The 26023-nt window shown below is 42.8% G+C and carries 21 protein-coding genes; 9 read left to right on the forward strand and 12 right to left on the reverse strand.

Annotated elements, in window-relative coordinates:
• Nucleotides 1–169: 169 nt before the first annotated feature.
• The 4 genes from secA to xth all read right to left on the reverse strand — a co-directional run bounded on the left by secA (nucleotide 170) and on the right by xth (nucleotide 7247).
• Nucleotides 170–2962, reverse strand: coding sequence for a preprotein translocase subunit SecA (secA, locus tag ACPZ3T_RS00425; RefSeq protein ID WP_490273025.1), 2793 nt, complete (start codon nucleotides 2960–2962; stop codon nucleotides 170–172).
• A gap of 643 nt (nucleotides 2963–3605) precedes the next feature.
• Complete coding sequence (locus ACPZ3T_RS00430) at nucleotides 3606–5105, reverse strand: beta-barrel domain-containing protein (RefSeq protein WP_490273026.1); 1500 nt, start codon at nucleotides 5103–5105, stop codon at nucleotides 3606–3608.
• Between the two features lie 288 nt (nucleotides 5106–5393).
• Nucleotides 5394–6269: an SDR family oxidoreductase gene (locus ACPZ3T_RS00435; RefSeq protein WP_490273027.1), complete on the reverse strand. Its 876-nt coding sequence runs from the start codon at nucleotides 6267–6269 to the stop codon at nucleotides 5394–5396.
• Between the two features lie 195 nt (nucleotides 6270–6464).
• The gene (gene xth, locus ACPZ3T_RS00440) at nucleotides 6465–7247 is read right to left on the reverse strand and encodes an exodeoxyribonuclease III (protein WP_490273028.1); all 783 of its coding nucleotides are present in this window, start codon (nucleotides 7245–7247) and stop codon (nucleotides 6465–6467) included.
• A gap of 455 nt (nucleotides 7248–7702) precedes the next feature.
• On the opposite strand from xth, the gene ACPZ3T_RS00445 reads away from it, so the two are divergent.
• The 3 genes from ACPZ3T_RS00445 (at nucleotide 7703) to ACPZ3T_RS00455 (ending at nucleotide 10088) form a co-directional block, all read left to right on the forward strand.
• The gene (locus ACPZ3T_RS00445) at nucleotides 7703–8764 is read left to right on the forward strand and encodes a glycosyltransferase family 4 protein (protein ID WP_490273029.1); all 1062 of its coding nucleotides are present in this window, start codon (nucleotides 7703–7705) and stop codon (nucleotides 8762–8764) included.
• Nucleotides 8765–8827: 63 nt separating this feature from the next.
• The gene (locus tag ACPZ3T_RS00450) at nucleotides 8828–9019 is read left to right on the forward strand and encodes a hypothetical protein (RefSeq protein WP_490277420.1); all 192 of its coding nucleotides are present in this window, start codon (nucleotides 8828–8830) and stop codon (nucleotides 9017–9019) included.
• Between the two features lie 46 nt (nucleotides 9020–9065).
• Nucleotides 9066–10088: a zinc-dependent alcohol dehydrogenase gene (locus ACPZ3T_RS00455; RefSeq protein ID WP_490273030.1), complete on the forward strand. Its 1023-nt coding sequence runs from the start codon at nucleotides 9066–9068 to the stop codon at nucleotides 10086–10088.
• On the opposite strand, the gene ACPZ3T_RS00460 is transcribed toward ACPZ3T_RS00455, so the two are convergent.
• The 3 genes from ACPZ3T_RS00460 to ACPZ3T_RS00470 form a co-directional block, all read right to left on the reverse strand.
• On the reverse strand, nucleotides 10085–10522 hold the full coding sequence (locus ACPZ3T_RS00460; protein WP_490273031.1) for a hypothetical protein: 438 nt from the start codon (nucleotides 10520–10522) through the stop codon (nucleotides 10085–10087). The genes ACPZ3T_RS00455 and ACPZ3T_RS00460 overlap by 4 nt on opposite strands.
• Complete coding sequence (locus ACPZ3T_RS00465; protein WP_490273032.1) at nucleotides 10494–10955, reverse strand: Panacea domain-containing protein; 462 nt, start codon at nucleotides 10953–10955, stop codon at nucleotides 10494–10496. Before ACPZ3T_RS00465 ends, ACPZ3T_RS00460 begins: the two co-directional genes overlap by 29 nt.
• A 145-nt stretch (nucleotides 10956–11100) precedes the next feature.
• Nucleotides 11101–11763 carry a hypothetical protein gene (locus tag ACPZ3T_RS00470; RefSeq protein ID WP_490273033.1) on the reverse strand — a complete coding sequence of 221 codons (663 nt, stop codon included), beginning with the start codon at nucleotides 11761–11763 and terminating at the stop codon, nucleotides 11101–11103.
• A 206-nt stretch (nucleotides 11764–11969) separates the two neighbouring features.
• On the opposite strand from ACPZ3T_RS00470, the gene ACPZ3T_RS00475 reads away from it, so the two are divergent.
• A complete protein-coding gene (locus tag ACPZ3T_RS00475; RefSeq protein WP_490273034.1) occupies nucleotides 11970–12581 on the forward strand; it encodes a hypothetical protein in 612 nt (203 codons plus the stop codon).
• A 143-nt stretch (nucleotides 12582–12724) separates the two neighbouring features.
• Here ACPZ3T_RS00475 and ACPZ3T_RS00480 read toward each other — a convergent pair whose 3' ends face one another.
• Complete coding sequence (locus ACPZ3T_RS00480) at nucleotides 12725–13285, reverse strand: carboxymuconolactone decarboxylase family protein (protein WP_490273035.1); 561 nt, start codon at nucleotides 13283–13285, stop codon at nucleotides 12725–12727.
• 99 nt (nucleotides 13286–13384) lie between these two features.
• Here ACPZ3T_RS00480 and ACPZ3T_RS00485 point away from each other — a divergent pair, with 99 nt between their 5' ends.
• On the forward strand, nucleotides 13385–13957 hold the full coding sequence (locus ACPZ3T_RS00485) for a TetR/AcrR family transcriptional regulator (protein ID WP_490273036.1): 573 nt from the start codon (nucleotides 13385–13387) through the stop codon (nucleotides 13955–13957).
• A 56-nt stretch (nucleotides 13958–14013) separates the two neighbouring features.
• Here ACPZ3T_RS00485 and ACPZ3T_RS00490 read toward each other — a convergent pair whose 3' ends face one another.
• Both ACPZ3T_RS00490 and crtD read right to left on the reverse strand, forming a co-directional pair.
• A complete protein-coding gene (locus ACPZ3T_RS00490) occupies nucleotides 14014–14373 on the reverse strand; it encodes a Dethiobiotin synthetase (protein WP_490273037.1) in 360 nt (119 codons plus the stop codon).
• 261 nt (nucleotides 14374–14634) lie between these two features.
• Complete coding sequence (crtD, locus tag ACPZ3T_RS00495; protein WP_490273038.1) at nucleotides 14635–16149, reverse strand: C-3',4' desaturase CrtD; 1515 nt, start codon at nucleotides 16147–16149, stop codon at nucleotides 14635–14637.
• A gap of 275 nt (nucleotides 16150–16424) precedes the next feature.
• On the opposite strand from crtD, the gene ACPZ3T_RS00500 reads away from it, so the two are divergent.
• The 4 genes from ACPZ3T_RS00500 (at nucleotide 16425) to ACPZ3T_RS00515 (ending at nucleotide 22772) form a co-directional block, all read left to right on the forward strand.
• A complete protein-coding gene (locus tag ACPZ3T_RS00500) occupies nucleotides 16425–19160 on the forward strand; it encodes a cyclic nucleotide-binding domain-containing protein (protein ID WP_490273039.1) in 2736 nt (911 codons plus the stop codon).
• Between the two features lie 56 nt (nucleotides 19161–19216).
• Nucleotides 19217–20263, forward strand: a complete 1047-nt coding sequence (locus ACPZ3T_RS00505; protein WP_490273040.1) for a Fic family protein — start codon at nucleotides 19217–19219, stop codon at nucleotides 20261–20263.
• A 216-nt stretch (nucleotides 20264–20479) separates the two neighbouring features.
• Nucleotides 20480–21757 (forward strand): M16 family metallopeptidase, encoded by a 1278-nt coding sequence (locus tag ACPZ3T_RS00510; protein WP_490273041.1) that lies wholly within the window; start codon nucleotides 20480–20482, stop codon nucleotides 21755–21757.
• Between the two features lie 142 nt (nucleotides 21758–21899).
• Nucleotides 21900–22772, forward strand: a complete 873-nt coding sequence (locus tag ACPZ3T_RS00515; protein WP_490273042.1) for a fructosamine kinase family protein — start codon at nucleotides 21900–21902, stop codon at nucleotides 22770–22772.
• A 76-nt stretch (nucleotides 22773–22848) separates the two neighbouring features.
• On the opposite strand, the gene ACPZ3T_RS00520 is transcribed toward ACPZ3T_RS00515, so the two are convergent.
• The gene (locus ACPZ3T_RS00520) at nucleotides 22849–24888 is read right to left on the reverse strand and encodes a chromosome segregation ATPase (protein WP_490273043.1); all 2040 of its coding nucleotides are present in this window, start codon (nucleotides 24886–24888) and stop codon (nucleotides 22849–22851) included.
• Nucleotides 24889–25041: 153 nt separating this feature from the next.
• Nucleotides 25042–25947 (reverse strand): Hsp33 family molecular chaperone HslO, encoded by a 906-nt coding sequence (gene hslO / locus ACPZ3T_RS00525; RefSeq protein WP_490273044.1) that lies wholly within the window; start codon nucleotides 25945–25947, stop codon nucleotides 25042–25044.
• Nucleotides 25948–26023 lie beyond the last annotated feature (76 nt).

The following is a 26023-nucleotide window of genomic DNA, read 5'->3' on the forward strand; positions in this document are numbered from 1 at the left end:
TTACTTATTACTTATTACTCATTACTCATTACTCATTACTTATTACTCATTACTCATTACTTATTACTCATTACTCATTACTCATTACTCATTACTCATTACTCAAAAACAATCAAAGTCGGGGATTTAAACCCTTGAGGCGATAAATCCCCACTTGTTAATGAGAGTCTCAAACCATCTCAGAAGAAGGTTGCGCCATTGGCTGCGGCTGAGGCTGGAACATGAACAGCGAGTAAACCACATCCCGGCGGATGTTGACCATCATATCCAAGAACAACTCATAACCCTCGCTCTTATATTCAATAAGCGGGTCTTTTTGTCCATAACCACGCAAGCCAACCGACTCACGCAAAGCATCCATTTGTTGCAGGTGTTCCCGCCATAGGGTATCAATGCGCTGCAAAATAAAGAACCGTTCAGCTTGACGCATCAGTCCTGGCTGAATTTGGTCAATTTGCGCTTCCTTGAGGTCGTAGGCAATGCGTACCTGTTCATGGAGGAAGGCTTTAATTTCGCCGACTCCCATGTCTTCTAATTGACTCGCCTGCATATCAGACAGCAAATAGACAAACTCTTTGACTTTTTCTACCAACTTTTCTAATTCCCACTCCTCTGAGGGCAAATCAGGGTTGATGTAGTAGTCAACGATATCGTCCATCGTTTTTTCAGCGTACTTAATCACCTGTTCTTTCAAGTCTTGACCTTCCAAAACTCGGCGACGTTCAGCATAGATAGCGCGGCGTTGGTTGTTCATCACCTCGTCATACTCAAACACCTGTTTACGGATGTCGTAGTAGTAGGTTTCAACTTTCTTTTGCGCGCCTTCCAAGCTACGAGTCAACATTCCCGACTCAATGGGCATATCGTCTTCTACGTTGAAGGCTTCCATTAAACCGGCAACGCGATCGCCTCCAAATATCCGCAGTAGGTTATCCTCTAAACTCAGGAAGAATCTTGTTGAACCAGGGTCGCCTTGTCTGCCGGCGCGTCCCCGCAACTGGTTATCAATGCGGCGTGATTCGTGGCGTTCTGTCCCAATTACGTGCAGACCACCCCGTTCTATCACTTCATTATGTTCGCGGTCGGTAAATTCTTCGTATTCCTGCTTCACCCGTTTGTAAGCATCCCGCAATTTTTGAATTACGGGGTCATCTGTGGGTGCTTTTTCGGCGGCAACAGCCACTTTCTCTTCGGCTTCGAGTTCTGGTAAACTGCGATCGCCATACTCCCGCACCGCAAAATCTACAGCTTCTTTTAATAACTTTTCGGCTTCCTTAGAAAGTTGGGTGGGGAAAATCTCTGGTGAGGCTTTCCAGGTTTTGACTTTTTTCCCAGGAGTGAAACCTTGACCGCCGCCATGTCCCCCAGGTAAACCAGCCGCCCTTTGTACGCCAAATATGTCTTCGTCCTCTGGTCTAACAATGCGTGGCATCAAGTATTCCCGCAGTTTTAACCGTGCCATGTATTCGGAGTTACCACCGAGGATGATATCCGTACCACGCCCCGCCATGTTAGTAGCAATGGTGACAGCACCCCTGCGTCCTGCCTGAGCGACAATTTCCGCTTCCCGTTCTACGTTCTCTGGTCTAGCGTTAAGTAATTCGTGGGGAATGCCTTGTGCTTTGAGTAATTGGCTGAGATATTCTGATTTTTCTACACTAGTAGTTCCCACGAGAACAGGTCTACCTTTTTCGTGCATTTCGGCACATTCACTAGCGATCGCTCGCCATTTACCTGTTTCTTTCTTAAATACTAAATCAGATAAGTCTTCCCGTTTTCTGATTCTGTTGGTAGGAATGACTGTAACTTCTAATTTGTAAATTTTTTCAAACTCGGCTTCTTCTGTCTTCGCCGTTCCTGTCATCCCTGATAGTTTGGGATATAGCAAGAACAAGTTTTGATAAGTAATTGTTGCTAAGGTTTGGGTTTCCGGCTGAATGTCTACGTGTTCTTTAGCTTCAATTGCCTGGTGTAAGCCATCACTCCAACGCCGTCCCGGTAACACCCGTCCGGTAAATTCATCAACAATTACAACTTCCCCATTGCGGACGATGTAGTTGACATCCTTCAGGAACAGTTCTTTAGCTTTAATCGCGTTAAAGACAAAGTGCGCCCAAGGATCTTCCGGGTCAAATAAATCTGTAACTCCTAAAAGTTGTTCTGCTTCCGCGAAACCTTCATCTGTTAACAGCACGTTACGGGCTTTTTCGTCCACCTCGTAATGTTCTTCGTTTTGCAAAGTCAAAGCGATTTCCGCCGCTTGCAAATATTTCTCTGTAGGTCTTTCTACCTGACCAGAAATAATTAAGGGTGTCCGCGCCTCATCAACTAAGATTGAATCTACTTCGTCAATTACACAGTAGTTAAAAGGACGCTGCACTACATCAGCCATTGATGTAGCCATGTTATCCCGCAGGTAGTCAAAGCCAACTTCACTGTTGGTAACGTAAGTTATATCACAATCATAATTTCTCTTACGTTCACTGGGAGTCATGCTCGCCTGAATTAACCCCACACTTAAACCCAGAAAACGATGCACCTGTCCCATCCATTCTGCGTCCCGACGAGCCAGGTAATCGTTCACCGTGATTACGTGTACTCCCTTACCTGAGAGAGCATTTAAATAACTCGGTAAAGTGGCTACCAGGGTTTTACCTTCACCGGTTTTCATTTCCGCAATTTGCCCAGTGTGCAGAATCGCACCGCCCAATAGCTGGACATCAAAATGTCGCAACCCTAAGACTCGCCTTCCTGCCTCTCTGACCACAGCAAAGGCTTCTGGCAGAAGGTCATCCAGGGTTTCGCCTTTGGCAAGCCTCTGTTTAAACTCTGCTGTTTTGCCTTTCAAATCCTCATCAGAAAGAGCTTGAATGTCTTCCTCTAAGAGATTAATGTCTGTAATGTAGGGTTGGTATTTTTTCAGCTTACGAGCGTTGGGGTCGCCCAACAAGAGTTTTAGCATGGCAGATTATGGAACTAAATTGAGGGGATGGGAATTAAAAGGGTTTGACTATTCTATTGATTATAGGAATTTAACCCAACCCAGCCATTGTAATTAATGGATGGGTCTGAGATGAAAATTAACTCAAAAACAGCAAAAATGTGATGCAATCTATGTATTTAGACGATCCTTTTGATTTCGCAGTTTAAATTAGAAACTCTTTTAATAGTATCATTTCACCCTCATATGAGGCAGAGAACTCCGACTATGCTCAAGTAGCGATATCCGTTGACGAAGAAAGGCAGAAGGCAGAGGGCAGAGGGCAGAAGGAAAGAAAAATGCTTGTTGGGTTCAAGCCCAGCCCCTTGTGCGCGATTAACATTTTTTGGGGAAGGTTCAAGCCCCAACGCCAGTTCTCTCAAGTCGGGAAACCCGCCCACGAGACTGGCTTCCCCTTGTGGGTGGCTTTTTCCTCTTTCTGCCTCCTGCCTCCTGCCTCCTGCCTCCTGCCTTCTGCCTTCGTTTAACCCTCCGAATTTTAGATTTTAAATTTTGGATTTTGGATTGCCGGATTGAATCTAAAATCTAAAATTGACGAGTCCCGAAACCCCGCACCCAATGATTTGGCAAGCTTACAGCGTACCGCAAAGTCAGTGTAGGTAGTTCACCTGACAGAAAACGCTTCGCTAAATCGACGGGTTACAGGTTCGATGATGAAAGTCAAAATTGATTTTTTGCGAGTGACGATTTCACCTGTAGCCGCCATACCAGGAGTAAACTCTACTTCGTCACCTCTAACTATTAAAGAATGTTTTTTGAGTTTAATTCTTGTGGGAAACACTAACCCTAAGTCCTTATCAACAATAGCATTCGGACTAACTTGGACTACTTCACCGTCAATAGTCCCAAATTCTTGGAAGGGGAAAGTTGCCATTTTGACTTTTGCTTTCATTCCCTTTTGGATAAAGCCAATATCGCGGTTGAGAACTTTTACTTCTAAAAGAATTTCTTCCCCTGCTGGTAAAATTGATAGCAATTCTTCCCCGGCTTGTACTGGCCCTTTAGTTGCCTTAATTTTATAGATAGTACCTGCTACCGGGGCTTTAATCGTTTCCCCGTCTTTTTCTTGTCTGGCTTGCTCTAATTGACCAGAAACATTAGCTAGTTCTTCTCGACGTTTATTAATCTGGGTTAAAATTTCGCTTTTGCGTTCTGATGCTACACGCTGGGCTTGACTCCACGCGGCTTGGTAGGCTTGTTGGAGTTGGCGAATTTCTTGGGCTTGTGCTGCTATATCTTTTTGTAAGGATGTGACTTTGTCTTGAGCTTCTGTGAGTCGATTTTTGGCGTTTGTGACTTCATCCCTGGCTCTGGTGATATCTGTCTGGGCGCGAGTTAGTCTTTCTTTGGCTTCCAGATAATCGACTCTGGGGACAGCACCGGGTTTAATCAAGGTGCGGAGATTTTCTTCTCGGCTTTGGGCAATTTCTAAATTACTTTCTACCTTCACACGGATGCTTTGGGCATTAGCCAGATTGGTTTTAGCGTTGATAACGCTGCTTTTGGCACTAGCTAGATTATCTTGCAACCGTGTTAGGCGAACTTTGGCTTGATCGATGAGTGCTTTTTGACGATTGGCTTCAGCTTCGGCCGCGGCTTGACGGGCTTGGTAGTCGCGCAAACGGGATTTTAATAATTCATCTTGAATATTATCTGTACTAGTGGTTTTATCCCCGATGCGTTCTGCTTGTAAACGTTGTAAGTCTTCTTGAATTAAATTTGTAGCTTTAGCCAAGCGTGTGACATCAGTTTGTTTCAAATCCGGGTTACGCTGAATCAGGACTTGATCTTTAGTAACGCGATCGCCTTCTTCGACATTAATCGCCACAATTTCCCCATTACCCAGAGATGTCACCGGTCTTACCTGGGTGGAGGCAATTAATTCCCCTTGGGCAACCGCCACTTCATCGATTTCTGAAAAACCAGCCCAAGCGATCGCGCCAAAGACAACAAAGCTAATCGTTCCTGCTAATAATCTCGTGTAAAGCGGTGGTAATTCCTTAACAGCTTTACCCAGTTCATAAGATAATTGGTCTTCTGGTCTAGCAAATACCTGTTTAGTTTGACGTGCTTGAGCAGCATTGGCTAATAGGGGATGTTTCATAATTGGGTATTGGGGATTGGGCATGGGGCATGGGGCATGGGATTCTGTTATATCCCAATACGGTTCAGTTAGTGAAATTTAAACATTACAGATCCCCCTAAATCCCCCTTAAAAAGGGGGACTTTAATTCTTGTTCCCCCTTTTTTAAGGGGGGCTAGGGGGGATCAAGCCACATTTTACACTCAGCACAAAGATGTGTGTACACGGTAGCTTTTTTAAGGGGGGCTAGGGGGGATCAAAACCTTAATTGAACCGGATTGTGTTATGTCCTATGCCCCATGCCGAAATTCAAACAGCTAAATAGCGTCTTAAAAAACTTTCTAAGGTTTCTAAGGAGAAATTGAAAGTTTGCTCTATATTAGCTATTTCCTCTTTTCTACAGAAAAATTCATTGGACAGTAATGTCCGAAAAGTTCCCAAAGCTTGTTGTGCTTGGGGGTTAATTAATCCCAACACACTCCGTAACCCATCTACAGCCAATAATGGGGAGTTAATTATGATTGGTTCTTGATTAAAGATGCGACTGAAGATTTGGGGAATATCTTCACGCAATAAAATCTCTGGCCCTCCCACGGGAAATATTTGATTGAGTGCGCCAGGTACAGTCACAGAATCTACTACTATCCTGGCTAAATCATCTGTACTGACAATAGACGTGCGATTTTTGGGATCGCCAAGCAATAGATATAAACCTGTGTCCCGGAATCTTTCTGCTAAGGGGAGCAAGTTAGATGCTAATCCAGCCGGACGTAAAATAGTGTAATTTATCCCACTAGCTACTAAATACTGTTCTACAGCTCGTTTAGCTTTGAACACAGGAGCATCTTCGTACCCCCGTTCCGCTCCTAGTACGGATATAAAAACAAAGTGCTGTACTTGATTGGCTTTTGCCTGATCAATAAGTTCAATGTTAGCCCGGTAATCTAGAGCCAGCGCATCACTATCAGAACCGTGGGTACTGATGATATATTCAACACCCTGACAAGCTTTCTTGATATCTTTGTCATACCTTAAATCACCAATAAAAATATCTGCTCCTCGGTGTTCTAATTCGCCATAACGCGAGGTGAGGCGGACAAATGCTCGCACCGACTGCTCCCGTTGGCGTAGCAGTCGCACAACTCGACGGCCAATATCTCCCGTTGCTCCAGTGACCAAAAACATAATAATTAGGGAATAGGGTTAGGGGAATTGGGTACTAGGGATTGGGTACTGGTGATTGGGGATTAGGTAAATTACCTAGTTCCCAGTCATCATTTTTGAATTTTGTAGGCGCAAGCCTTTCCGTAGGGTATTTTGAATTTTGAATTGATTTGTCCCCAGTCCCTAATACTCCATATCTAATCTAAAATCCCAAAGTTAAAATTCTACGATTACTGGTGTATGGTCGCTCGGTTGGGGTAATTTTCTGGGGTTGATGTCGATAGTGCAACTGGCTGCGCGATCGTATAAAACTGGGGTGAGATAGTGATGATCAATGCGCCAACCCTGATTACGACGGAAGGCGGCGGTGCGATAGTCCCACCAACTGAAATGTCCGCCTTCGCTAGTAAATTTACGGAAAGCATCGGCGAAGCCTAATTCTAAAATGTCTCTTAAGGCTTGACGCTCGGCTTCAGATGCCATGATGTGATTTTCAGCTTTGACTTGTTCGTGAATATCTCTCGCTTCTAAGGCAATATTAAAGTCGCCACACATACAGATACTAGGTTCAGATTGCAGCAGTGTTTGTAAATATTGCCGCAGCACTGTCAACCAGCGTAGTTTAAATTCGTATTTCTCACTCCCAACAGATGAACCGTTGGGAACGTAAAGGTTCACAATCCTTACACCATCTATAACACCAGTGATCACCCGTTTCTGCTCGTCCCATACTGGGTCAATATCAGGCAGCACCTTTGTGAATCCGGTAGTTACATTCTCAAGTGGTTGCTGACTAATTAAGGCTACACCGTTATAAGCTTTTTGTCCTGAGATATATAAGTGATAACCTAAATCTTCTAAAGGCGATCGCGGAAAATCTGCATCTATAACTTTGGTTTCTTGCAAACAGAGAACGTCAACAGGATTGTGCTTTAACCAATCAACAACCTGTTCTAGACGCGTGCGAATCGAGTTGACATTCCAAGTGGCGATTTTCATTAGTTAATTAACAACCTCCATATATAGAATAAATTTTCAACAGGAATTTTTTTAGAATCATTTAATATTTATCAAGTTTCTTGATTTTTTCGGCATTTACCCTAAATTGACCTTGTAAAAAATTGATCCCATCTGTGATTTTTAGTATTCTCAGCTACAAAAATTAGCTATATTGTGAGTTCTGCTACAAAATAATCTCATAGTTTATGATCCCCAAGGTAGATGAAAGTGAGAATACATGAGTTATATTTAAAAGGCAGTGGATTAGTGACTATTAATGAAGGCTCTCAAGTTTTTCCTCAATTATTGACGATATAGTTAACCAAGATTACCCTGTTAGGGATCAATTAGGTTAATTTAAATTGCAAAATTGTCAGTAATAATCTTATTTCCTCATAATATTATTGAAGTTTCTATTGTGGGGAGCATCTTACCGACATCAAGCAAAACAATTTATGAAAATCGCTCAAGTTGCCCCCCTCTGGGAGCGAGTTCCACCCGCCAATTATGGAGGGATTGAACTGGTAGTGAGTCACTTGACCAATGAATTAGTACGTCGTGGTCATGAGGTTACATTATTTGCTTCTGGTGATTCTCAAACTCTGGCGAATTTAGCAGCAGTTCACCCACGCGGATTACGTTTAGACAATACAGTCCAAGAGTATGCCGCCTATGAAATGCTAGAACTTAGCCAAGTTTACCAACAAGCAGAGAAATTTGACCTGATTCATTCCCATGTAGGGATTTCGGCTTTACCCTTGGCGAGTTTAGTTTGTACTCCGACAGTACACACTCTGCACGGTAGTTTTACTAAAGATAACCGCAAGATTTTTAGTTATCACCAAAAGCAGCCATACGTCAGCATTAGTAACGCCCAGCGTCAAATTCACCTCAATTATATTAAAACCGTTTATAACGGGATTGAACCAGGAGATTATCCATTCATTGCCCAGCCCCAAACACCTCCATACTTGGCGTTTTTAGGGCGATTATCCCCGGAAAAAGGGCCACAAAATGCGATCGCAATTGCTCAAAAAACTGGCTGGCAATTGAAGATGGCAGGGAAAGTTGATATAGTCGATACCAAATTTTTTGAAAAAGAAATTTTTCCCCATATAGATGGGAAACAGATTCAATATTTAGGCGAAATTAACCATACACAAAAAGCTCAATTACTTGGTAACGCGGCAATCACTCTTTTCCCTATTACCTGGCAAGAACCCTTTGGGTTGGTGATGATTGAATCAATGGCAACTGGTACACCAGTAATTGCGATGAATCTGGGTTCTGTCCCAGAGGTGATAGAACAGGGCAAAACAGGTTTTATTTGTGAAACCTATGATCAAATGGCTCAGATGATTCCAGCAACTCTGGAATTAAATCGTTATGAGTGTAGAAAATATGTAGAAAACAAATTTAGCGTTAACGAAATGGTTAACAAATATCAAGCCGTGTATGAACAAGTGATCAGTAATCAAATTCAATTCAACACTTATATTCATACGGCTCAAATCTAATTTTAAACAACAAATTTTTCTAACATTTTTCAACAAAATTATTTGAGGAGGACATTGGTGATGATAACTACGCGAGCCAACAACTGTCCATGCTGCGGTGGTTCTCTCCTCCGCCATATTCGTCACGGCGAATTGTATTGGTTTTGTTTGTCTTGTCGGCAAGAAGTTCCACTTTTAAATACTAATCGCTTACCAAATGTAGATACTCGCAATACAGGTGTAGTTGCTCAATCTTCTGTGAGTGCTGACTGTTAACTACCTGCTACAATCAGATGAAGTTAGATTATTAGGGTAGAAAGCTTTGTTAGCAGCATTGCTGTATGGTCAAAAAGATTTGCGCTTAGAACAAGTTGCAGACCCCTCGCCAGATGTTGGTGAAGTAGTAATTAAAGTAGGGGTAGCTACAACTTGTGGCACAGATTTAAAAGTTTGGCGGCGTGGTGGCCATGCCAAAATGTTGCAACCGCCAACTTTATTTGGTCATGAAGCCGCAGGAGAGATTATAGCAGTTGGTGCAGGTGTGACGGGTTGGCAAGTAGGCGATCGCATCGTCGCTAATAACTCTGCACCCTGCATGAAATGCTTCTTTTGTCAACATCAAGAATATTCTCTTTGTCCCCATTTAACTTGGAATAACGGCACATTTGCCGAATATTTGAAAATTCCTGCGCCGATTGTGCAGCATAATATGTTGCGCGTTCCCGATGAATTACCGTTAGCATTAGCAGCGATAACAGAACCCTTGGCTTGTGTGCTGCATGGGGTGGCTCGTTCTAACGTCAAACCTCAAGATAGGGTAGTGATTTTGGGAGATGGCGCAATTGGGTTGATGTTTGTCGCCACCTTAGCCGAAAATACTGAGGTATTGCTGTGGGGAGGTAACGACAGCAGACTAGAAATTGGCGAAAAACTAGGTGCGGCTAAGACATTTAACTATCATCAAATATCAGACATTCCGGGTGTAGTCAAAGAACTTACCGACGGTTGGGGTGCAGATGTGGTGATTGAAGCGACGGGAGTACCCAGCGTTTGGGAAACTGCGATCGCCTGCGGCCGTCCTGGTGCTACTGTGAATTTATTCGGTGGTTGTCCTAGAGATACGACAATTACAGTCAACACAGAACAATTACATTACAGCGAACTCACCTTAAAAGGTGTTTTTCACAACACACCTAAATATGTTAGGGCTGCGCTGGCATTAATTGCTAGTCGTAAAATACCTTTTGAATTATTAATTAGTGAACAGCGACAATTACAAGATTTAGAGCAAGTTTTTGAGGATATGAAAGCACGGAAAGTTATTAAAGTAGGTATCATACCTTAATTTTTTGCTGGATAAAGCAGATGATTTGGGTCTAGCCACACAATATAGAAAACCTCTCCAATAAAAAAGCCATGAACTCTACCATGTTCATTTGAGGAGAGAGAAAACTGATATGGTGTATCAACTAATTGTTCTTCGTTAGGTAAGCCAAAGCTACTCTCGCTAGTATCTTCCCACTTCATGGGGTGACATCTCAGGCTACTGCTACGATTGACTAATAATTCTTGAGCCGAAAGACTGGATAAAGCTTTTAACCTATCAAGTAAAGTCAGCCAGTAGATTACCTCTTTTTCACTACAAGAAAACTTGCTGTGACCATCCTGATAATATTTAAAGGAAAAGCTGATGCCTTGAGGTGGCTTCAGCTTTGTTAGTTGAATACCTGATTTACTGGTTTTATTAACCTCAGTCTTCTGAATCTTTTTCTTCCCCACGAGATCCGTAATACTCCTTCATCCATTCCTTCTGAATAACTGCATTGGAAGGTGTATCACAGGGGATATCGCCTCTAGCTAAATTCCAAGGTGCTTCAACATGAGTCATCTGTTCTAATTCATAAGCATCACAAGCAAAATATTCTTGTGCAACTTCATCTAGAAACTCTTGAACATCTTGTGGTAATTCCGGTTTAGCATCTTCTAAAATGGGTTGCCAACCAAAACGCTTATACTTCTGGTATAACTCTGGTATTACGGGGCCATGTATCCAAGCTTCAAAATCTTCTGGGAATAGAGGAGTGTCAGATAGTGCTAAATGCCAAGCTTGTGCATAGTAAACTAGCTTTTGTAGCTTGAGATTACTGATAAAAGAACCTGTTTCATTTGCTAACCAAATGAAGTAATTTGCTACATCAAAACACGACACCACTAAAATCACCCCCTCGAATCTGTCACAAAATAAGTCAATTCATAGAGTTATTACAACCATAACTATAACAACTATTTGTGATTATATAGTTTAATTGTACTATATTTCTTGTCTAATCTGCAATATAAACAATCTCAATAATTAATTATTCAGGATTGGGGTTATATTCACGCCATGATTGTAAACCATATACTAACCATGAACCTTGAAGCTGATTGCATGAAGTAATAAACCTCTCGGATCTTTTCCTTCTTTGTTTAATCCAGATATAAAAATCTGGTTCAGCCCCAAGTTCTACCATCAGAAGTGCTTGATAACGTCCACTAATATCAACGATGCGATGACGCAAGTAGCGTTTTTTAAATTCCCAGAAAAAGGCAAAATTTTGGACTATAGTTAAATCTTTGGTTGTGAGTTCTATCCGAATAATTTGACTTCCTGTAAATGTACATATATATCCTATCCCTGCCAAGAATACAAAGATAGCGATCGCATTCCATAAACTCCCTCTTGCAATTAAAATCTGAATAGCGATCAAAATTCCCCAACCAAACATAAAATAACCAAATAGTACAACCAGATTTCTCCCAAAATTAGAACGCTGAGGTAAGAAAATAATACTGCGATCAATCTCATCTTTTAATGTTAAATTTAATTCTGGATTGGGAACGCGCCATCTCCAAATTTCATTATTCGCTTGAGATTCCTGTTGGTAATCTGTGACTGTTTCTTCTTGATTGATGCGATGCGATACATCAAATAGATGAACTATATTTGCTACTAATGTGATAATTCTCAGGACATCCATACAAAGTAAATTTATATACCATCGCCAAATAAACCTAGTATTATATTTGCTAATACAATTAACCACAGTAGATTCAACTATCTAAAATTGTCTTGCTTGAAAATTTGATCGATTAAAAGGGAACAATGCCATAATTTTTCTGAAAAACGGGAAAACTATGATTACTCCCTTGTGGGGTAATTTCTCTGTAATTCCCGTATAGAAAAATGCTCAAAAAATCTCAGCTTAACTTGTTGGTTTGCGCCTGTACTCTAGTTTCTGGGCTAGGTGTGGGAATGCTATTTGATACCAAAGCCAATGCTTTACCAGGACAAAGTACAGAGGAAGTTGGTACTTGGATGAAAGCTCATCCCACACTACGCCCTAGTCGTGGAGAGAAACTATATGTGCAGAAAAGCGATACAGCAGCCCAGCGATTTACTTTTCAGGCTTCCGTTTTACCTCCTGGTAGAGTAGCATTCACCAAAGATAGAAGTAGAATCCGCTATGAGCGTCTAGCGATGTATGATGCCATTAACGGCATGAGTTTTCAGCGTTTGCAAGAGTCTTTAAGAGTAATTTACGGTTTAGATATTTATCAAGACTTTAAAAACGCCCAAACTGTATATGAGTATCCTAACCAGAGTGCAATTAACTCAGCGCGGTTTGCCAAAACTCCCATTAGAGAAGCTTTAAAAGGAGAATTACGAATAGGCGATCGCTACGCCTATTGGGTAGAAATTGCCCAACCACGCAACGGTAAAGCTTTCACCGGACAAATGACGGTTTTACTCAAAAGCGACTTAGATAAATTAGAAGCAGAACTGCGAAATCGTTAGCGAGGATACGCCATTAGCAATATTAAAACTAGATAACCTGAGTTCGGGATAAGCTCAAGCCATGATTCTATCGCTGCCTAAAACTCCTATTATTTCGTATAACTAGCAGCGAAATGTCTTAACCCGAACTGATGTTGCTTTAATTAAGAAAATACCGCAGGTTTTGACCACACATAAGGTTGAAAGGCCTTATCTAAAGGAGTTTTAGCAATGTGATTAGTGTAGTTGTGGATAATTTTGACAGCAATTCCTAAAATGACCTCCAAAACCTGCTGCTTTGTGTAACCTGCTGCTAGAAACTCTTCGATTTCCGGCTCACTCACCCAACCTCGCGCCTCAATCATCTGCTTAGTAAACAGGCGCAATGCTTGTAACTTTTGATCCGCCAAAGGTTGACCTTGACGCAAAGCCTCAATGTCTTCCTGAGTCATCCCAATCATTTTTGCTAAACCTGAATGAGCTGCCATGCAGTAGCGGCAGTCATGTTCGTAATTAGCAGTCAGATAGATAACCTGTTGTTCGATAGGTGTAAAACTGGTTGTTTCAAATAAATCCCACAATGCTATGCCTGCCTTCAAGGCGGCGGGAGCTTCTGCCAGAATACCCTCTAGATTTGGAATCAAACCAAATGTCTCTTTAGCATGGAGCAGAGCTTCCTTTGAGGCTTCTTTTGCAGTTTCAATGGTATAAATCGTAAAATCCATTGCTTTACTCCTCTTAATCACCTTCTAAGTAGACAAGTCTGTCTACTAATAACAGGTGCTAGTATAGCTCTATGGAGACAAACTTGTCTACATAAATTTATGACTACAGAATCGAGTACGACACGCCAACAAATTTTAGAAACTGCTTCTGAACTGTTCTATCACAAAGGAATCCAACACGTAGGAATAAATGAAGTCATTGCCGCATCTGGTGTGGCAAAACGAACTCTTTACCGATGGTTTTCTTCAAAAGATCAACTGATTGAAGAAGTAATGAAATTTCGCGCTATTCAATGGTTAAGTTGGTTTGAAGATGCAGTTGCAGATCAAGGAAACACTCCGAAAGATAGGTTATTGGCAACCTTTGATGTTCTCCAGGGTTGGTACGCTGAACCTAACTTTCGGGGTTGTCCATTTATCAATGCAGTTTTAGAAATCGCTGATGCTGCTCACCCAGCTCATCAAGTCTCAGTACAGTTAAGAGAATCTATCCGCACTTACATCATACAGTTAGCATCCCAAGCTGGTGTGCGTGACCCTGAATCATTTTCACACCAGTATTTGCTTTTAATTGGTGGAGCTAGTTTAATGGCAACAATTGAGGGAAATCCGATTGGAGCGCAATATGCCAGAAATGCTTTGTCTGTATTGATTGATGCTAGTGCTACTTAGACATAGAACGTGGAAAAATACTTTCAAATCTTGAAGTTATTCCAACTTTTTAATCTCTAAAAACTCCCAGTTGGAGGAGTTTGCCAAACACCAGAAAAAATACTTTCCACAGCTAAAGCAATTCTCACTAAATCTTCCTTGAGTAATGGTGGCCAATCTATACCCACCCTGCGTCCAGCAATAAATAACTGTTGCGTTTTCACACTTAATTGATAAAGAGCAAAAGTCAATTCTCTGTCTAGACTGGGAGATTCTTTCAAGGCTTCAAACACAACTTTTAAAGCTAACAAAATTGAGGTAATTTGACCAGGCACGGGTGGTTTACCCTGTTTCATTCGCATCAACAGGGCATCCGGGTTTTCCTCAGTTGCGATTGTTTGGCCTACTAGGAGTTTGCGAGCTGTTTCGTAATTCATCTATCCAGCGTAGCGTGGGTTTTTAGACAATATACATAGATGGTTATGCGCTATCTTTTGCTATCTGGAATGTCACCAATTAAGGCAAAAGTAAAGAAAAAGAAAATGGTTTTCATCTCCTAATTGATTGATAAACATTATCTTTTTACTTTTTAGTGTTTGGTGCTAAGTCCTGAAAGGCATTGTCTGACGACAAGCCAATTGTAATCTAAGCACCGTATCAATCAAGGTTAAATATATCTTTAGATATTGGGTGTAGCATTAGTATTGTGCCTGAATTTGTCTAACTACTGTCAAGGCGGAATAACTTACCCCGGCTGTACCTTCCCCTGGATGGGTGGAGTCACCAACTAACCATAAATCCTGAATGGGTGTACGGTTGGCAAAGCCAAAGGGACCAAAGGTGGGGATTCTTTGACCGATACCGCCAACTATACCGCGATCGCGCCCAGTATAGTAAGCAAAAGTTCGGGGTGTGGCGGCTTCTTGATAAACTATGGTTTCCGGTTTGAGATAAAAGTATTGGGCTAGTTTAGCGATCGCATCTTGGGTATACTGCTGTTTTAATCCTTGGTAATCTTCAGTACGCCACCACTGTTGAGGGTCTACAAACGATGAAGCGATAATTGTGGCTTTCCCTTTCGGTGCGCGTCCATCACCCCCATGACTCACAGAGACAAATAAAGAATTATTCTCCCCAATGACTCCATCTGCATCATACATAAACTGTAAGTGCGGTGGACAATCGTAAGGAATCGCACTAGCATCTACACCCAAATACACTACAAACGCGCCGGATGCTGGGGGTAGCTTTTCCACACGTTGTTTATAGCCAATGGGGGCTTTTTCTCCTAATAGTTGCACTAAGTTCTGTACAGTGACATTAGCAACTACATGATCTGCTGCTTCCGTCCAGACTTCGCCTGTTTTTTGATTTCTAATCACCACAGCCGTAGCTTTGCTTTTTTCAACTTTGATTTGTTCGACGGTGTGGCGCATTAATAATTTACCACCGTCTCTTTCTAAGGCTGAGACTAGGCGATCGCTCAATACTTGCATACTACCTTGGAGGTGAAATAATCCTTGGGGTAGTTGGGACACACTCAAGGCTGTAGCAGCGTATAGTAAAGCTGTTTCTTCCGCGTTGACTTGAGAATATAACTTGAGTTGTAAATCTAAAAATGTTCGCAGTCGGCGGTCATTTCCCAACCCAAATAACCTTAAAGCATCACCTACAGTGAACAAAGTAAAAGGTGCAGTAATAAAGGTACTCGGACGCACTGCTTGAATTAACTGCCCTAAATCCCATAAATTACGGGGTGGTAGCACAGGATCACGTCCCTGGAACTCCCAACTAGCGTTAAATAAAGTCGCCATCAGTTGCCAAAATGGTTCGCTACCAGGAAACTGTCTTTGTCGTTCTTCCCGCCATTTCTCAGGATCGCGCCAAACATTAATCGGTGTGCTTTCCCCAGGTAAAAAGACTGCACAAGCAGGATCACAAGGGGTAGCCTCTGGTAAATCTATTTCTAGTTCCGCAAATATCCGATGATGAATACCCCCTGGTTCTAAGCCTGCAACTTGGGTTGCACCCACATCAAAGGTAAATCCTTGGCGTTTAAATGTCGAAGCACATCCACCTGGAACAATGGCTTGGTCGAGAATTAACACGCTGTAACCACGATGGGCTAACAATGCACCAGCCGTCAGTCCGCCAATTCCTGCACCGATGACGATTACACGAGGTTTATTTTGGTTAACAACAATATCAGACATTAAGATTAGCTTTATAAAAATTAATATTCCTACTCATAATTTTACACTTTTTAATTTAGTCTCTGCATTTATTTATTTTTGTTGGTAAATTTTTAAATCCTATGAACAGCCACTCAATTGTGAGTAAAGCAGAGATGACATTGGTTTAAAATGATGAATACCTGATTGAGCCCTGATATCTTACATCCTGATCAAAAAAACTTCTGCTATCCTCAGACAGAATAAATACTTGGCTTTTTAGTTTAAATTAATACTTTAAGATTTGAGGTATCACAGTGTACCTAGACAAATATCTTCATCCCTCGATTCAGCCAAACCTGAGTTTGGCAAATAATTCCACAGCCACCATTCCCACTCAACCGGCGGGGGCAATTCTGGAGCAACCACTGCCATTAATCACAGATATCATTCATGATGTGGCAGATTGTGGGAGTTGGCTGAGTGTGCATCAGATTTGGGGACAATTGCCACCAGAAGCACTACAAGCGATCGCCAATTCGTTTCATTACTTTCGCGTCGCACCCCAAACCCTCATCTACCAAGAGGGACAAACCCCCACAGGTCTTTACTTGTTAAAGTCGGGCAAGGTGGAGATTTTTCGAGAATCTTTGATTGGTCAATTGCTGATTCGCTATCGCCATGCAGGGGATTTGTTTGGTTATACTTTAATTGCGAATGCAGTAGAGGGACATTATCAAACAAGTGCGATCGCTCTCACGCAAAGCGAAGTTTTATTTCTACCGAAAGCAGCATTTCAGCATCTCATTGTTGAACACCCTGCAATTCAACAGGTGATTCATTCCCAGCTTTCTCAAGATTTGCATGAGTATGCCATTCGGATTGCTTGGTCACAGGTGCGGATTCAATCGTTACAATCTTACATCCAGCCAGTACCCAGTCAGACAGATATTATCGGCAGTAGTAAAGCAGCACAAAAGCTGACACAACAGATTAATCAAGCAACCGCAAATCTCAAGCCTGTAATCTTACAAGCACAGGTAGGCACAGGTAAAACATTCGTGTCAGGATTAATTCATGCTCACTCAGAACTAGCATCTCAACCCTTCGCGGAAATGGACTGTGCAAATTTACCGCGTGCAGAAGATGGTCGGCTAAATACAGATGCCTTGTTTGGTAGAGTAGGGCAACAACCAGGGATTTTAGAACTTTTGGAGCGAGGTACACTGCTGTTAGATAATGTGCAGGTATTGAGTGAAGGCGATCGCACTCGCTTAATTCACTACCTCAAAACCGGATTAATTCTACCCAATCACGGTATTGTCGGCAAAATTAATCTCGCTACTACACCTCCCCAACCTGTTCAATCTTGGGTGCGCCTCATCTTAGCATCACCCAACAAACTAGAATTACCTGATATTGATGGCATCACCATCAAACTTTTTAACCTACCCCAACGCAAAGCCGACATTCCAGATTTCGCCCGCCACTTCTTGAATCAGTTTTGCCGGGAACAGAATCGCCCCTTGTTAAAACTAGATCAATCTGATCTGCGCCGCTTGATTAGCTACGACTACCCCGGAAACTTGGCGGAACTAGCAGAGATTTTGCACCGAGCCGTGACTATGACACCACAGGGACATTCAGTCATCCCAGAACAAGTATTATGGTCGGTGCAATCAACCAAAAACGCTTTTCGGCTTGACTTATTAACTCATGTACCCTGGTTGCGGCAAGTGTTGCTAAGTCGTTGGTATCCTGACGGCATCTGGATATTAATGATGGTAGTTTTTGTACCTGTGATTATCCTGGGTTTTATCGGCTCTCAAGAACGAGATAGCAGCGTCACCCTGAATTTATTTTGGGCTTGGTGGTGGCCTGGTTATCTGTTCCTATTTGCCTTTGTTGGTCGTCTTTGGTGTGCCGTTTGTCCATTTATGATCACCGGAGAATGGATACGGCGAATTTCTCTATGGCTATTTCCCCGCCAACAACTCACCTGGAATACCCAATGGTTGAACCGTTGGGGAGGTTGGATTGTGTTCAGTGGCTTTGTAGCAATTTACCTATGGGAAAAACTCTGGGACTTACCCCACCATGCTTACCTGTCTGCATGGTTGTTGTTGACAATTGCAGCCGGAGCAGTGATTTTCAGCCTGATTTACGAACGTCGATTATGGTGTCGGTATCTTTGCCCCATCGGTGGGATGAACGGGATGTTCGCCAAACTATCAATGATTGAGTTGCGCTCAACTCAACAAGTGTGCGGCAGTCAGTGCAACACCTTTGGCTGTTATAAAGGTACAGAAAAAACCCCTATCACCTTTGCCGAAGCCTTAGAAAACGAAGGACAAGCCACGGGGGGATGTCCACTCTATTCACATCCAGCGCAATTACAGGACAACCGCGATTGTATGCTGTGCATGACTTGCCTGAAAGGTTGCCCCAATCGCTCCGCACAACTGAATTTACGATTTCCGGCTTCGGATTTATTGGACAATCATCAAGGATTTTGGGCAGAAGTCGCCTTGTTACTGTTGTTATTAGGTGGTGTGTTCATGCACCATTCTCAGACCATTCTAGAATGGTTGGGATGGGCTGCTGTTCCTGTGGATGCTGATCATTTGCCGATCAGTATTCCTGTTGCTCTTGTACTCTTGAGTATTCCTGCTGTATTGACTTATTTTACTCATGCGATCGCTCGTCTCCTCGATGCAGAGCAACCGGACTATCTCACCGTCATCTATGCCTATCTCCCCTTAACCCTAGCAGCCAATCTCACTCATTACATCCCTGCTGCGCTCACTGAAGCGGGGCAAATTATCCCAGTGTTAGCCAGGACAGTAGGTTACAGTGGTGCAGGCTTACCGACACTCACCTGGAATTTAGATGTAGCGCAATTCTTGCAAGGTGTGACTCTACTTTCAGCGATGGTGTTTAGTCCTTATCCATTATTGCGGATTACTAGGCGATCGCTATTCCAAAACATTCCCCATCTGTTGCTGATGTTGGGTTTTACAGTCTTCTTTTTTAAATTGATGCTGGCAAATTAAGATCAAGAACTTCCCATACTATTCTGGATAGTAAGTGAATTTGATAGGAACTGCCGATGCAGTCGTTTGAACCGGGCTTTATTGAAAGTCAACCGATTACTCAAAATCTACTGCGTACCATTCGCCTGATTGGTGAGTATAAAGGCAAACAAGATTTATTCAAAGAACAGTCACCTCAAGTATTGGAAACATTACGTCAAGCTGCGGTTATTCAAAGTACCGAATCTTCTAACCGTATAGAAGGTATCACAGCACCCTTAGAACGCATCAAAAAACTGGTAGCAGAAAAAACCACACCGCGCGATCGCTCCGAACAAGAAATTGCTGGCTATCGAGATGTACTCACAACCATTCACACCAGCTATACTCATATCCCTTTCACCCCTGGAGTTGTCTTACAGCTGCATCGTGACCTTTATCAATTTACGGCGGCTGAGGGTGGACGCTGGAAGTCAGTAGATAATGAAATTAGCGAAACTTACCCAGATGGCAGAAAAATTGTCAGATTCCAGCCAGTTCCAGCCTATGGAACTCCAGACGCAATGCAACGTTTGCACGAAAAGTTCAATCGTCCGTTTGAGTCAGAAGAAATCGAACCGTTATTGCTTATCCCCACATATATTTTAGATTTTCTGTGCATCCATCCTTTTACTGATGGCAATGGACGGATGGCACGACTGTTAACACTACTGTTACTGTATAAAGCTGGTTACGAAGTTGGTCGGTTTATTAGTTTGGAACGGATTGTAGAAAGTACAAAAGAAAGTTACTACGATACACTTTATCAATCATCACAGAACTGGCATCAACGACAGCATAGCTTGTTGCCGTGGTGGGAGTATTTTCTGGGTGTAATCATGCTCTCACCGTACCGGGAGTTTGAGCAGCGAGTCGGGTTAGTCAGTTCAGCCAAGGGAGCTAAAACAGCTATGGTGCTAGATGCGATTAGCAATATACCCGGAGATTTTTCGATCAAGGATTTACAAGAACGATGTCCCACAGTGGGAATAGACCTCATTCGCCGCATATTACGCCAGGAGCGTAATGTGGGGCGATTGGAATGTTTGGGTCGAGGCCCCGATGCACGTTGGTGCAAGAAATAGGTACTGTACCTATTAAATAGGTACTGAACGGCTGTCCAGTACCTATTTACTTGAAACACTTGATCTGTTTTCTACATAATGCTCAATATTTTCGCTTAACTCAAGTAAGTTTCATTTTTGACCAACTTTAAACTGTAAGTCCCCTTAAAACTTCACTGGGGTTCTGCTGGCAAATTAAGATATAGAAGTAAGAGCTATCTTCACTCACCACTACCCATGACCTCAACCCTGTTAAAATTTCCGCGTCTTAACGCCCCAAAAATCCATCAATTGCCCAATGGCTTAACTATCATTGTTGAACAAATGCCGGTGGAAGCGGTGAACCTCAACTTGTGGATCAACATTGGTTCAGCAGTAGAATCTGATGAAATTAACGGCATGGCTCACTTTTTAGAGCATATGATTTTTAAGGGAACAGAGCGAATTGCTAGCGGTGAGTTTGAACGAAAAATAGAAGAACGTGGTGCTGTCACCAACGCCGCCACTAGCCAAGATTACACCCATTACTACATCACCACCGCCCCCAAGGATTTTGCTGAACTAGCTCCTTTGCAAATGGATGTAGTATTAAATGCCAGTATTCCCGATGCAGCCTTTGAACGGGAACGATTCGTAGTCTTAGAAGAAATCCGACGTTCGGAAGATAACCCCCGTCGCCGCACCTTTCGCCGGGCAATGGAAACAGCATTTGCAGAGTTACCCTACCGTCGTCCAGTATTGGGGCCGGAATCAGTGATTTCCCAACTAACAGCCCAGCAGATGCGAGATTTTCATCAAACTTGGTATCAACCCCGCTCGATGACGGCTGTAGCTGTGGGTAATTTACCAGAAGAAGAATTAATCGAAATTATCGCTGAAGGATTCACCTCACACAAGAGTCAACAGTCAACAGTCAATAGTCAACAGTTTCCCAACCTCGAACCTGCATTTACTGAAATTGTCCGCCGGGAATTTATTGATGAAAGCCTCCAGCAAGCGAGGCTAGTTATGGTTTGGCGAGTTCCAGGGATGAATCAGCTAGAGCAAACTTATGCTTTGGATGTTTTAGCAGGGATTTTGGGACACGGAAGAACCTCAAGATTAGTTCAGGATTTGCGGGAAGAACGGGGATTAGTCTCCTCTATTGGTGTGAGCAATATGAGTCATCGCTTACAGGGGACGTTTTATATTTCTGCTAAGTGTGCAGTAGAAAATTTAGCAGAAGTAGAAACCGCGATCGCCCAACACATCCGCAGGTTACAAACAGAATTAGTCACCGAAAAAGAAATCGCCCGTGTTCAAAAGCGCGTCGCCAATCGATTTATTTTTGGTAACGAAACACCAAGCGATCGCACAGGCTTATATGGTTTTTATCACTCCCTCATCGGCGATTTAGAACCAGCATTCAACTACCCAGCCCACATCCAAGCCCAAGCCGCCCAAGATTTACTCTTAGCAGCAAATCAATACCTGTGTCCAGAAGCTTATGGTGTAGTGGTACTTAAACCAGCTTGATTGAAGGGATAAAAGTGCTGAGTAAAGAGTGAGAAAATATATACTAATCTCAAATCTCTATCTCTTATCACTCAGCAATTCTTTAATTTTGAATTTTGTAGCTTGCTTCCCGTAGGGTATTTTGAATTTTGAATTTTTTAAAATGTGGACTGAAATCGATGCCCAGATTAGCCGAGTCACTGGTGAAAATTTTCACAGTCAACAGAGGCGATCAGTTAGTGGTGGTTGTATTAACCAAGGTTACTCTGTCTCTGATGGTAAGATAACGTACTTTGTCAAGCTCAACCAAGCGTCTCAAGTCGCTATGTTTGAGGCGGAGATGCTGGGATTACAGCAGATGTACGACACTGACACAATTCGCGTTCCAAAACCAATCTGTTGGGGAATAGCCGGGAACTCTGGTTACATCGTTCTAGAATGGTTAGAAATGGGAGGCGGTAACAACAACTCCTGGGCGGAAATGGGGCGCAAGTTAGCAGGAATGCACAAAGCCACCAGCCAAAAAGGTTTCGGTTGGGAGATGAATAACACTATCGGTTCTACACCCCAAATCAACACTTGGACGGATAATTGGGTAGATTTTTATGCTAAACATCGTCTCGGTTATCAGTTCCAATTAGCCAGAAGACGGGGCGGTAATTTTCCTAAACAAGATGATTTACTAGCAGCTATCCCTGATTTATTAGCAGACCATCAAGTCCAACCTTCCCTAGTACATGGTGATTTGTGGGGTGGTAACGCTGGGTGTACTGTCACAGGCGAACCAGTGATATTTGATCCTGCCACTTATTTTGGCGATCGCGGAGTTGATATTGCGATGACAGAACTTTTCGGAGGCTTTCCCGCCGCTTTTTACCAAGGTTATAACGCAGTTTGGCCTTTAGATGCAGGTTATGAAACGCGCAAAACTCTGTATAATCTCTACCATATTTTGAATCACTTCAATTTATTTGGTGGTGGTTATGCTTCCCAAGCTAACCGCATGATTGAACAAATACTGCGTGTTAGGGCATAGGGCATTGGGGACTGGGGATTGGGGATTGGGAACTGGGGATTGGGTTAAAATCTCCCCTACACCCCTACACCCCTAATTACTGACTATTAATAATCGAAGGTATCAATTGTTCAGGTTGCGGATTGAGAAATTGTTGCCAAGTTTTAATTTGCTCTTGTGCTGCATTATATGCTCCACTGCCCCTTGGCACTAACCGAGCAGTTTCTATACCTTTAGCAATATCAGAACTGCCTTGAGTACGGGCAATATCCAATATTTGCTGACTCCATTGGTCAATAGCTATATTGGCATCCATCCGCAAAATGCTGTTGCTGGAAACTTTATCAGCTATGCGAATGGCTTCTAATAAAGCTTCTGGTGTACCAGTTTGGGCTATAGCCTTGGCTTGTGTCCAATTTTCTCTAGCCCGGATTTGATTTTGCCAATCTGCTATAGCGTTTTGTGCTTCGCCGGAGAGCGATCGCCCGGAATTGGCTAGGGGTCTAGCTGCGTTAATCGCTGCCGTCAAATCCCCAGTTTGCGCTAAGTCTCGCGCCTGATCTAGTAATGGTTGGTCTTGGATGCGCTGGATTCTTCCTACCCAGTTTCTAATTTTACGCCGTGCTTCTGGGTATAATGCCCGTCCTTGACGAATTTGACTTGCTTCGGCGATCGCAGCTTGCAAAGAATTAACATCCCCAAGAAAGGCTATTTGTTCCGCTCTTTCTAAATATGGTCTATCTTCAATAGTTTCTACTTGCGCTTGCCAACGATTAATATCTTGCCTAGCTTCCGAACCACGGGGATTGCTGGTTGGTATTAATTGGGCTTCGGCAATGGCTGCTGTTAAATCGCTGATTGTACCTTGATTTGCCAACATCCGCGCCTTTTCTAGACGGGAGACATCTTCTATTTCTAACTGCCATCGGGTGATGAGTTGTTGGGCTTCATCATAGATTGGTCGTGATGGATCTATTTGCTGTGCCTGGATAATTGCTGTTTCTAAACCAGCGACATTTCCTATCCATGCACTTCTTTTGGCATCAGCCAAGGCAATGAAGTCTTCAACCTCTATTTGTAATCCTGTGACTTCAGGAATTTGTCTGGCAATATCTAGGGCTGTATCTGCATCCCGTTGATCCATTTTTGACTGGGCTAACTGTAGCATATTGCGCCCATAGGCTGGTATAAGTTCTTGAGCTTTTTGGTATAAGTAGCTATTTTTGCCAATAGACTCAGCTAATTTAATTGCTTCTAAGAGATTATCAACTACCTTAGTCTTTGCTAATCTTTCCGCTTCGGCTATTTTATCAACATCTTCTTTAGCTGACGTAATAATGCCATTTAATTCGTCGTATTTAACGCTTGACCAATACTTATTATCTACCCGCAACAGCTTTGAAGCCACCATAAACGCCGATTGCCAACGCTGTTGACGTAGTTCTTCTTCCGCGTTTTTGTATATTTCTGCCGCTTTGCTCCAAATTGTTTCCCACTGGGAAATTCTTTCATCTACTACTTTATACGTTGGTAGGTCTTGGGGTATCTTACGAGCTGTGGCGATCGCTTCTTCTATCTTCCCGGCTTGAAAACTCCCATCGGCTAGGTCTAAAATATCCCGTGACCATTGTTCTATAAAACGATCAATTTCTCCCCGCAGTGGATGATCTTGAGGTAGTTCTTTAACTAAGGATATTGCTTGCAGTAAGTCGTTAACTGTCTGTTTAGATGCTGCTAATTGGGCGCAATGTAAGCGCACCGAAGCACTAGCCAAAGGCCAAAAAATTGCTGGGCAATTGGGAGCAGATGGTAACTTCAGTAGCATTGACGTTGCCATAAATGCCACGCCACCAGGAATCAGCGTTAACAATAAAGACCACGCCACCCAGCTTTTCATCCACCGTGGCAGTTTAATATGACCTTTTTTAACTTTCCGATTTCCCTGCAATTGATCTTTAACAGGTGATTCCTGTTTAGGATGATCTATAGGCTGCTTAACTGAATCATAAGCACCAGTAGCTGGGATACCAGATGGATGGTGATCACCTACCTTGTAATTCTGAGGCAATCTTTCCCTATCATCTGGATTTATTCCTCTGGTTGGATGCCAACTTTCTGGGATATCCCGCTCTGTCATCTCTCACACCAAAATAGTTGAATAGCTATCTGTTTTAGAATGATAATTCGATTTTCGCCAGAGTAACTTTCTCATATTTAAAAAGCTACTTGTTACATAATCAATCCCCACAGATAGCATTAATAATTATCAAATTCCGCGTCCTTGTATACCTTATCCTGAAACAGAAGATTCAGTTTGCAAATCTACAATTAGTTGAGCTAGATGATCACTACTAGCTTGATAAACGCTGCCACAAAAGTCACAAGTTGCTTCTGCACCATCATCTTTTACAATCATATCTTGCAACTCTGCTTCTCCCAACATTTTTAATGCTCCTAACACTCGGTCAAAAGAGCATCCACAATGGAAGCGTAAGATTTGGCTTTCAGGAAAAATTGTTAAGCCCATGTCGCCTAGTAGATCGTTAAAGATTTCTGGTAAAGTCTTACCTGCTTGTAAAAGTGGCGTGAAACCTGATAAAGCTGCTACCCGCGATTCCAATTTTGCCACTAATTTTTCATCTCTGGAAGCTTTAGGCAACACCTGCACCAATAATCCCCCAGATGCTGTCACCCCACCTGCACCAACAAACACCCCTAAAACCAATGCTGATGGTGTTTGCTCGGAATTAACGAGGTAATGAGCCACATCATCGCCAATTTCCCCAGAAACCAGTTCTACTGTACTAGAGTAAGGGTAGCCGTAACCGATATCTCTGACTACATAAAGATAGCCATTACCCACAGCACCGCCAACATCTAGCTTTCCTCTAGCATTGGGAGGCAATTCCACAGAGGGATTACCCACATAACCCCGCACTGTGCCATCTAGGCCAGCATCCACCAAGATACCGCCCAAAGGGCCATCACCCTTAACCCGGACGTTTACCCTAGATCCTGGACGTTTCATACTAGAAGCCATCAACAAACCAGCCGCCATCGTCCGCCCCAGAGCCGCCGTTGCTACATAAGAAAGCTGGTGGCGTTGCCGTGCCTCTTCTGTCAAACGTGTGGTAATCGCACCTACTGCACGAATACCACCATCGGCTGCTGTGGCACGAATTAATTGATCCGCCATGAAAACCTTACCAATAATAATTTCTTAACAAACGCCCTTGCTCTTCAGCATCGGGTTTCCAGTAATATTTAGTATA

It is taken from the genome of Aliinostoc maniaoense, assembly GCF_058172895.1.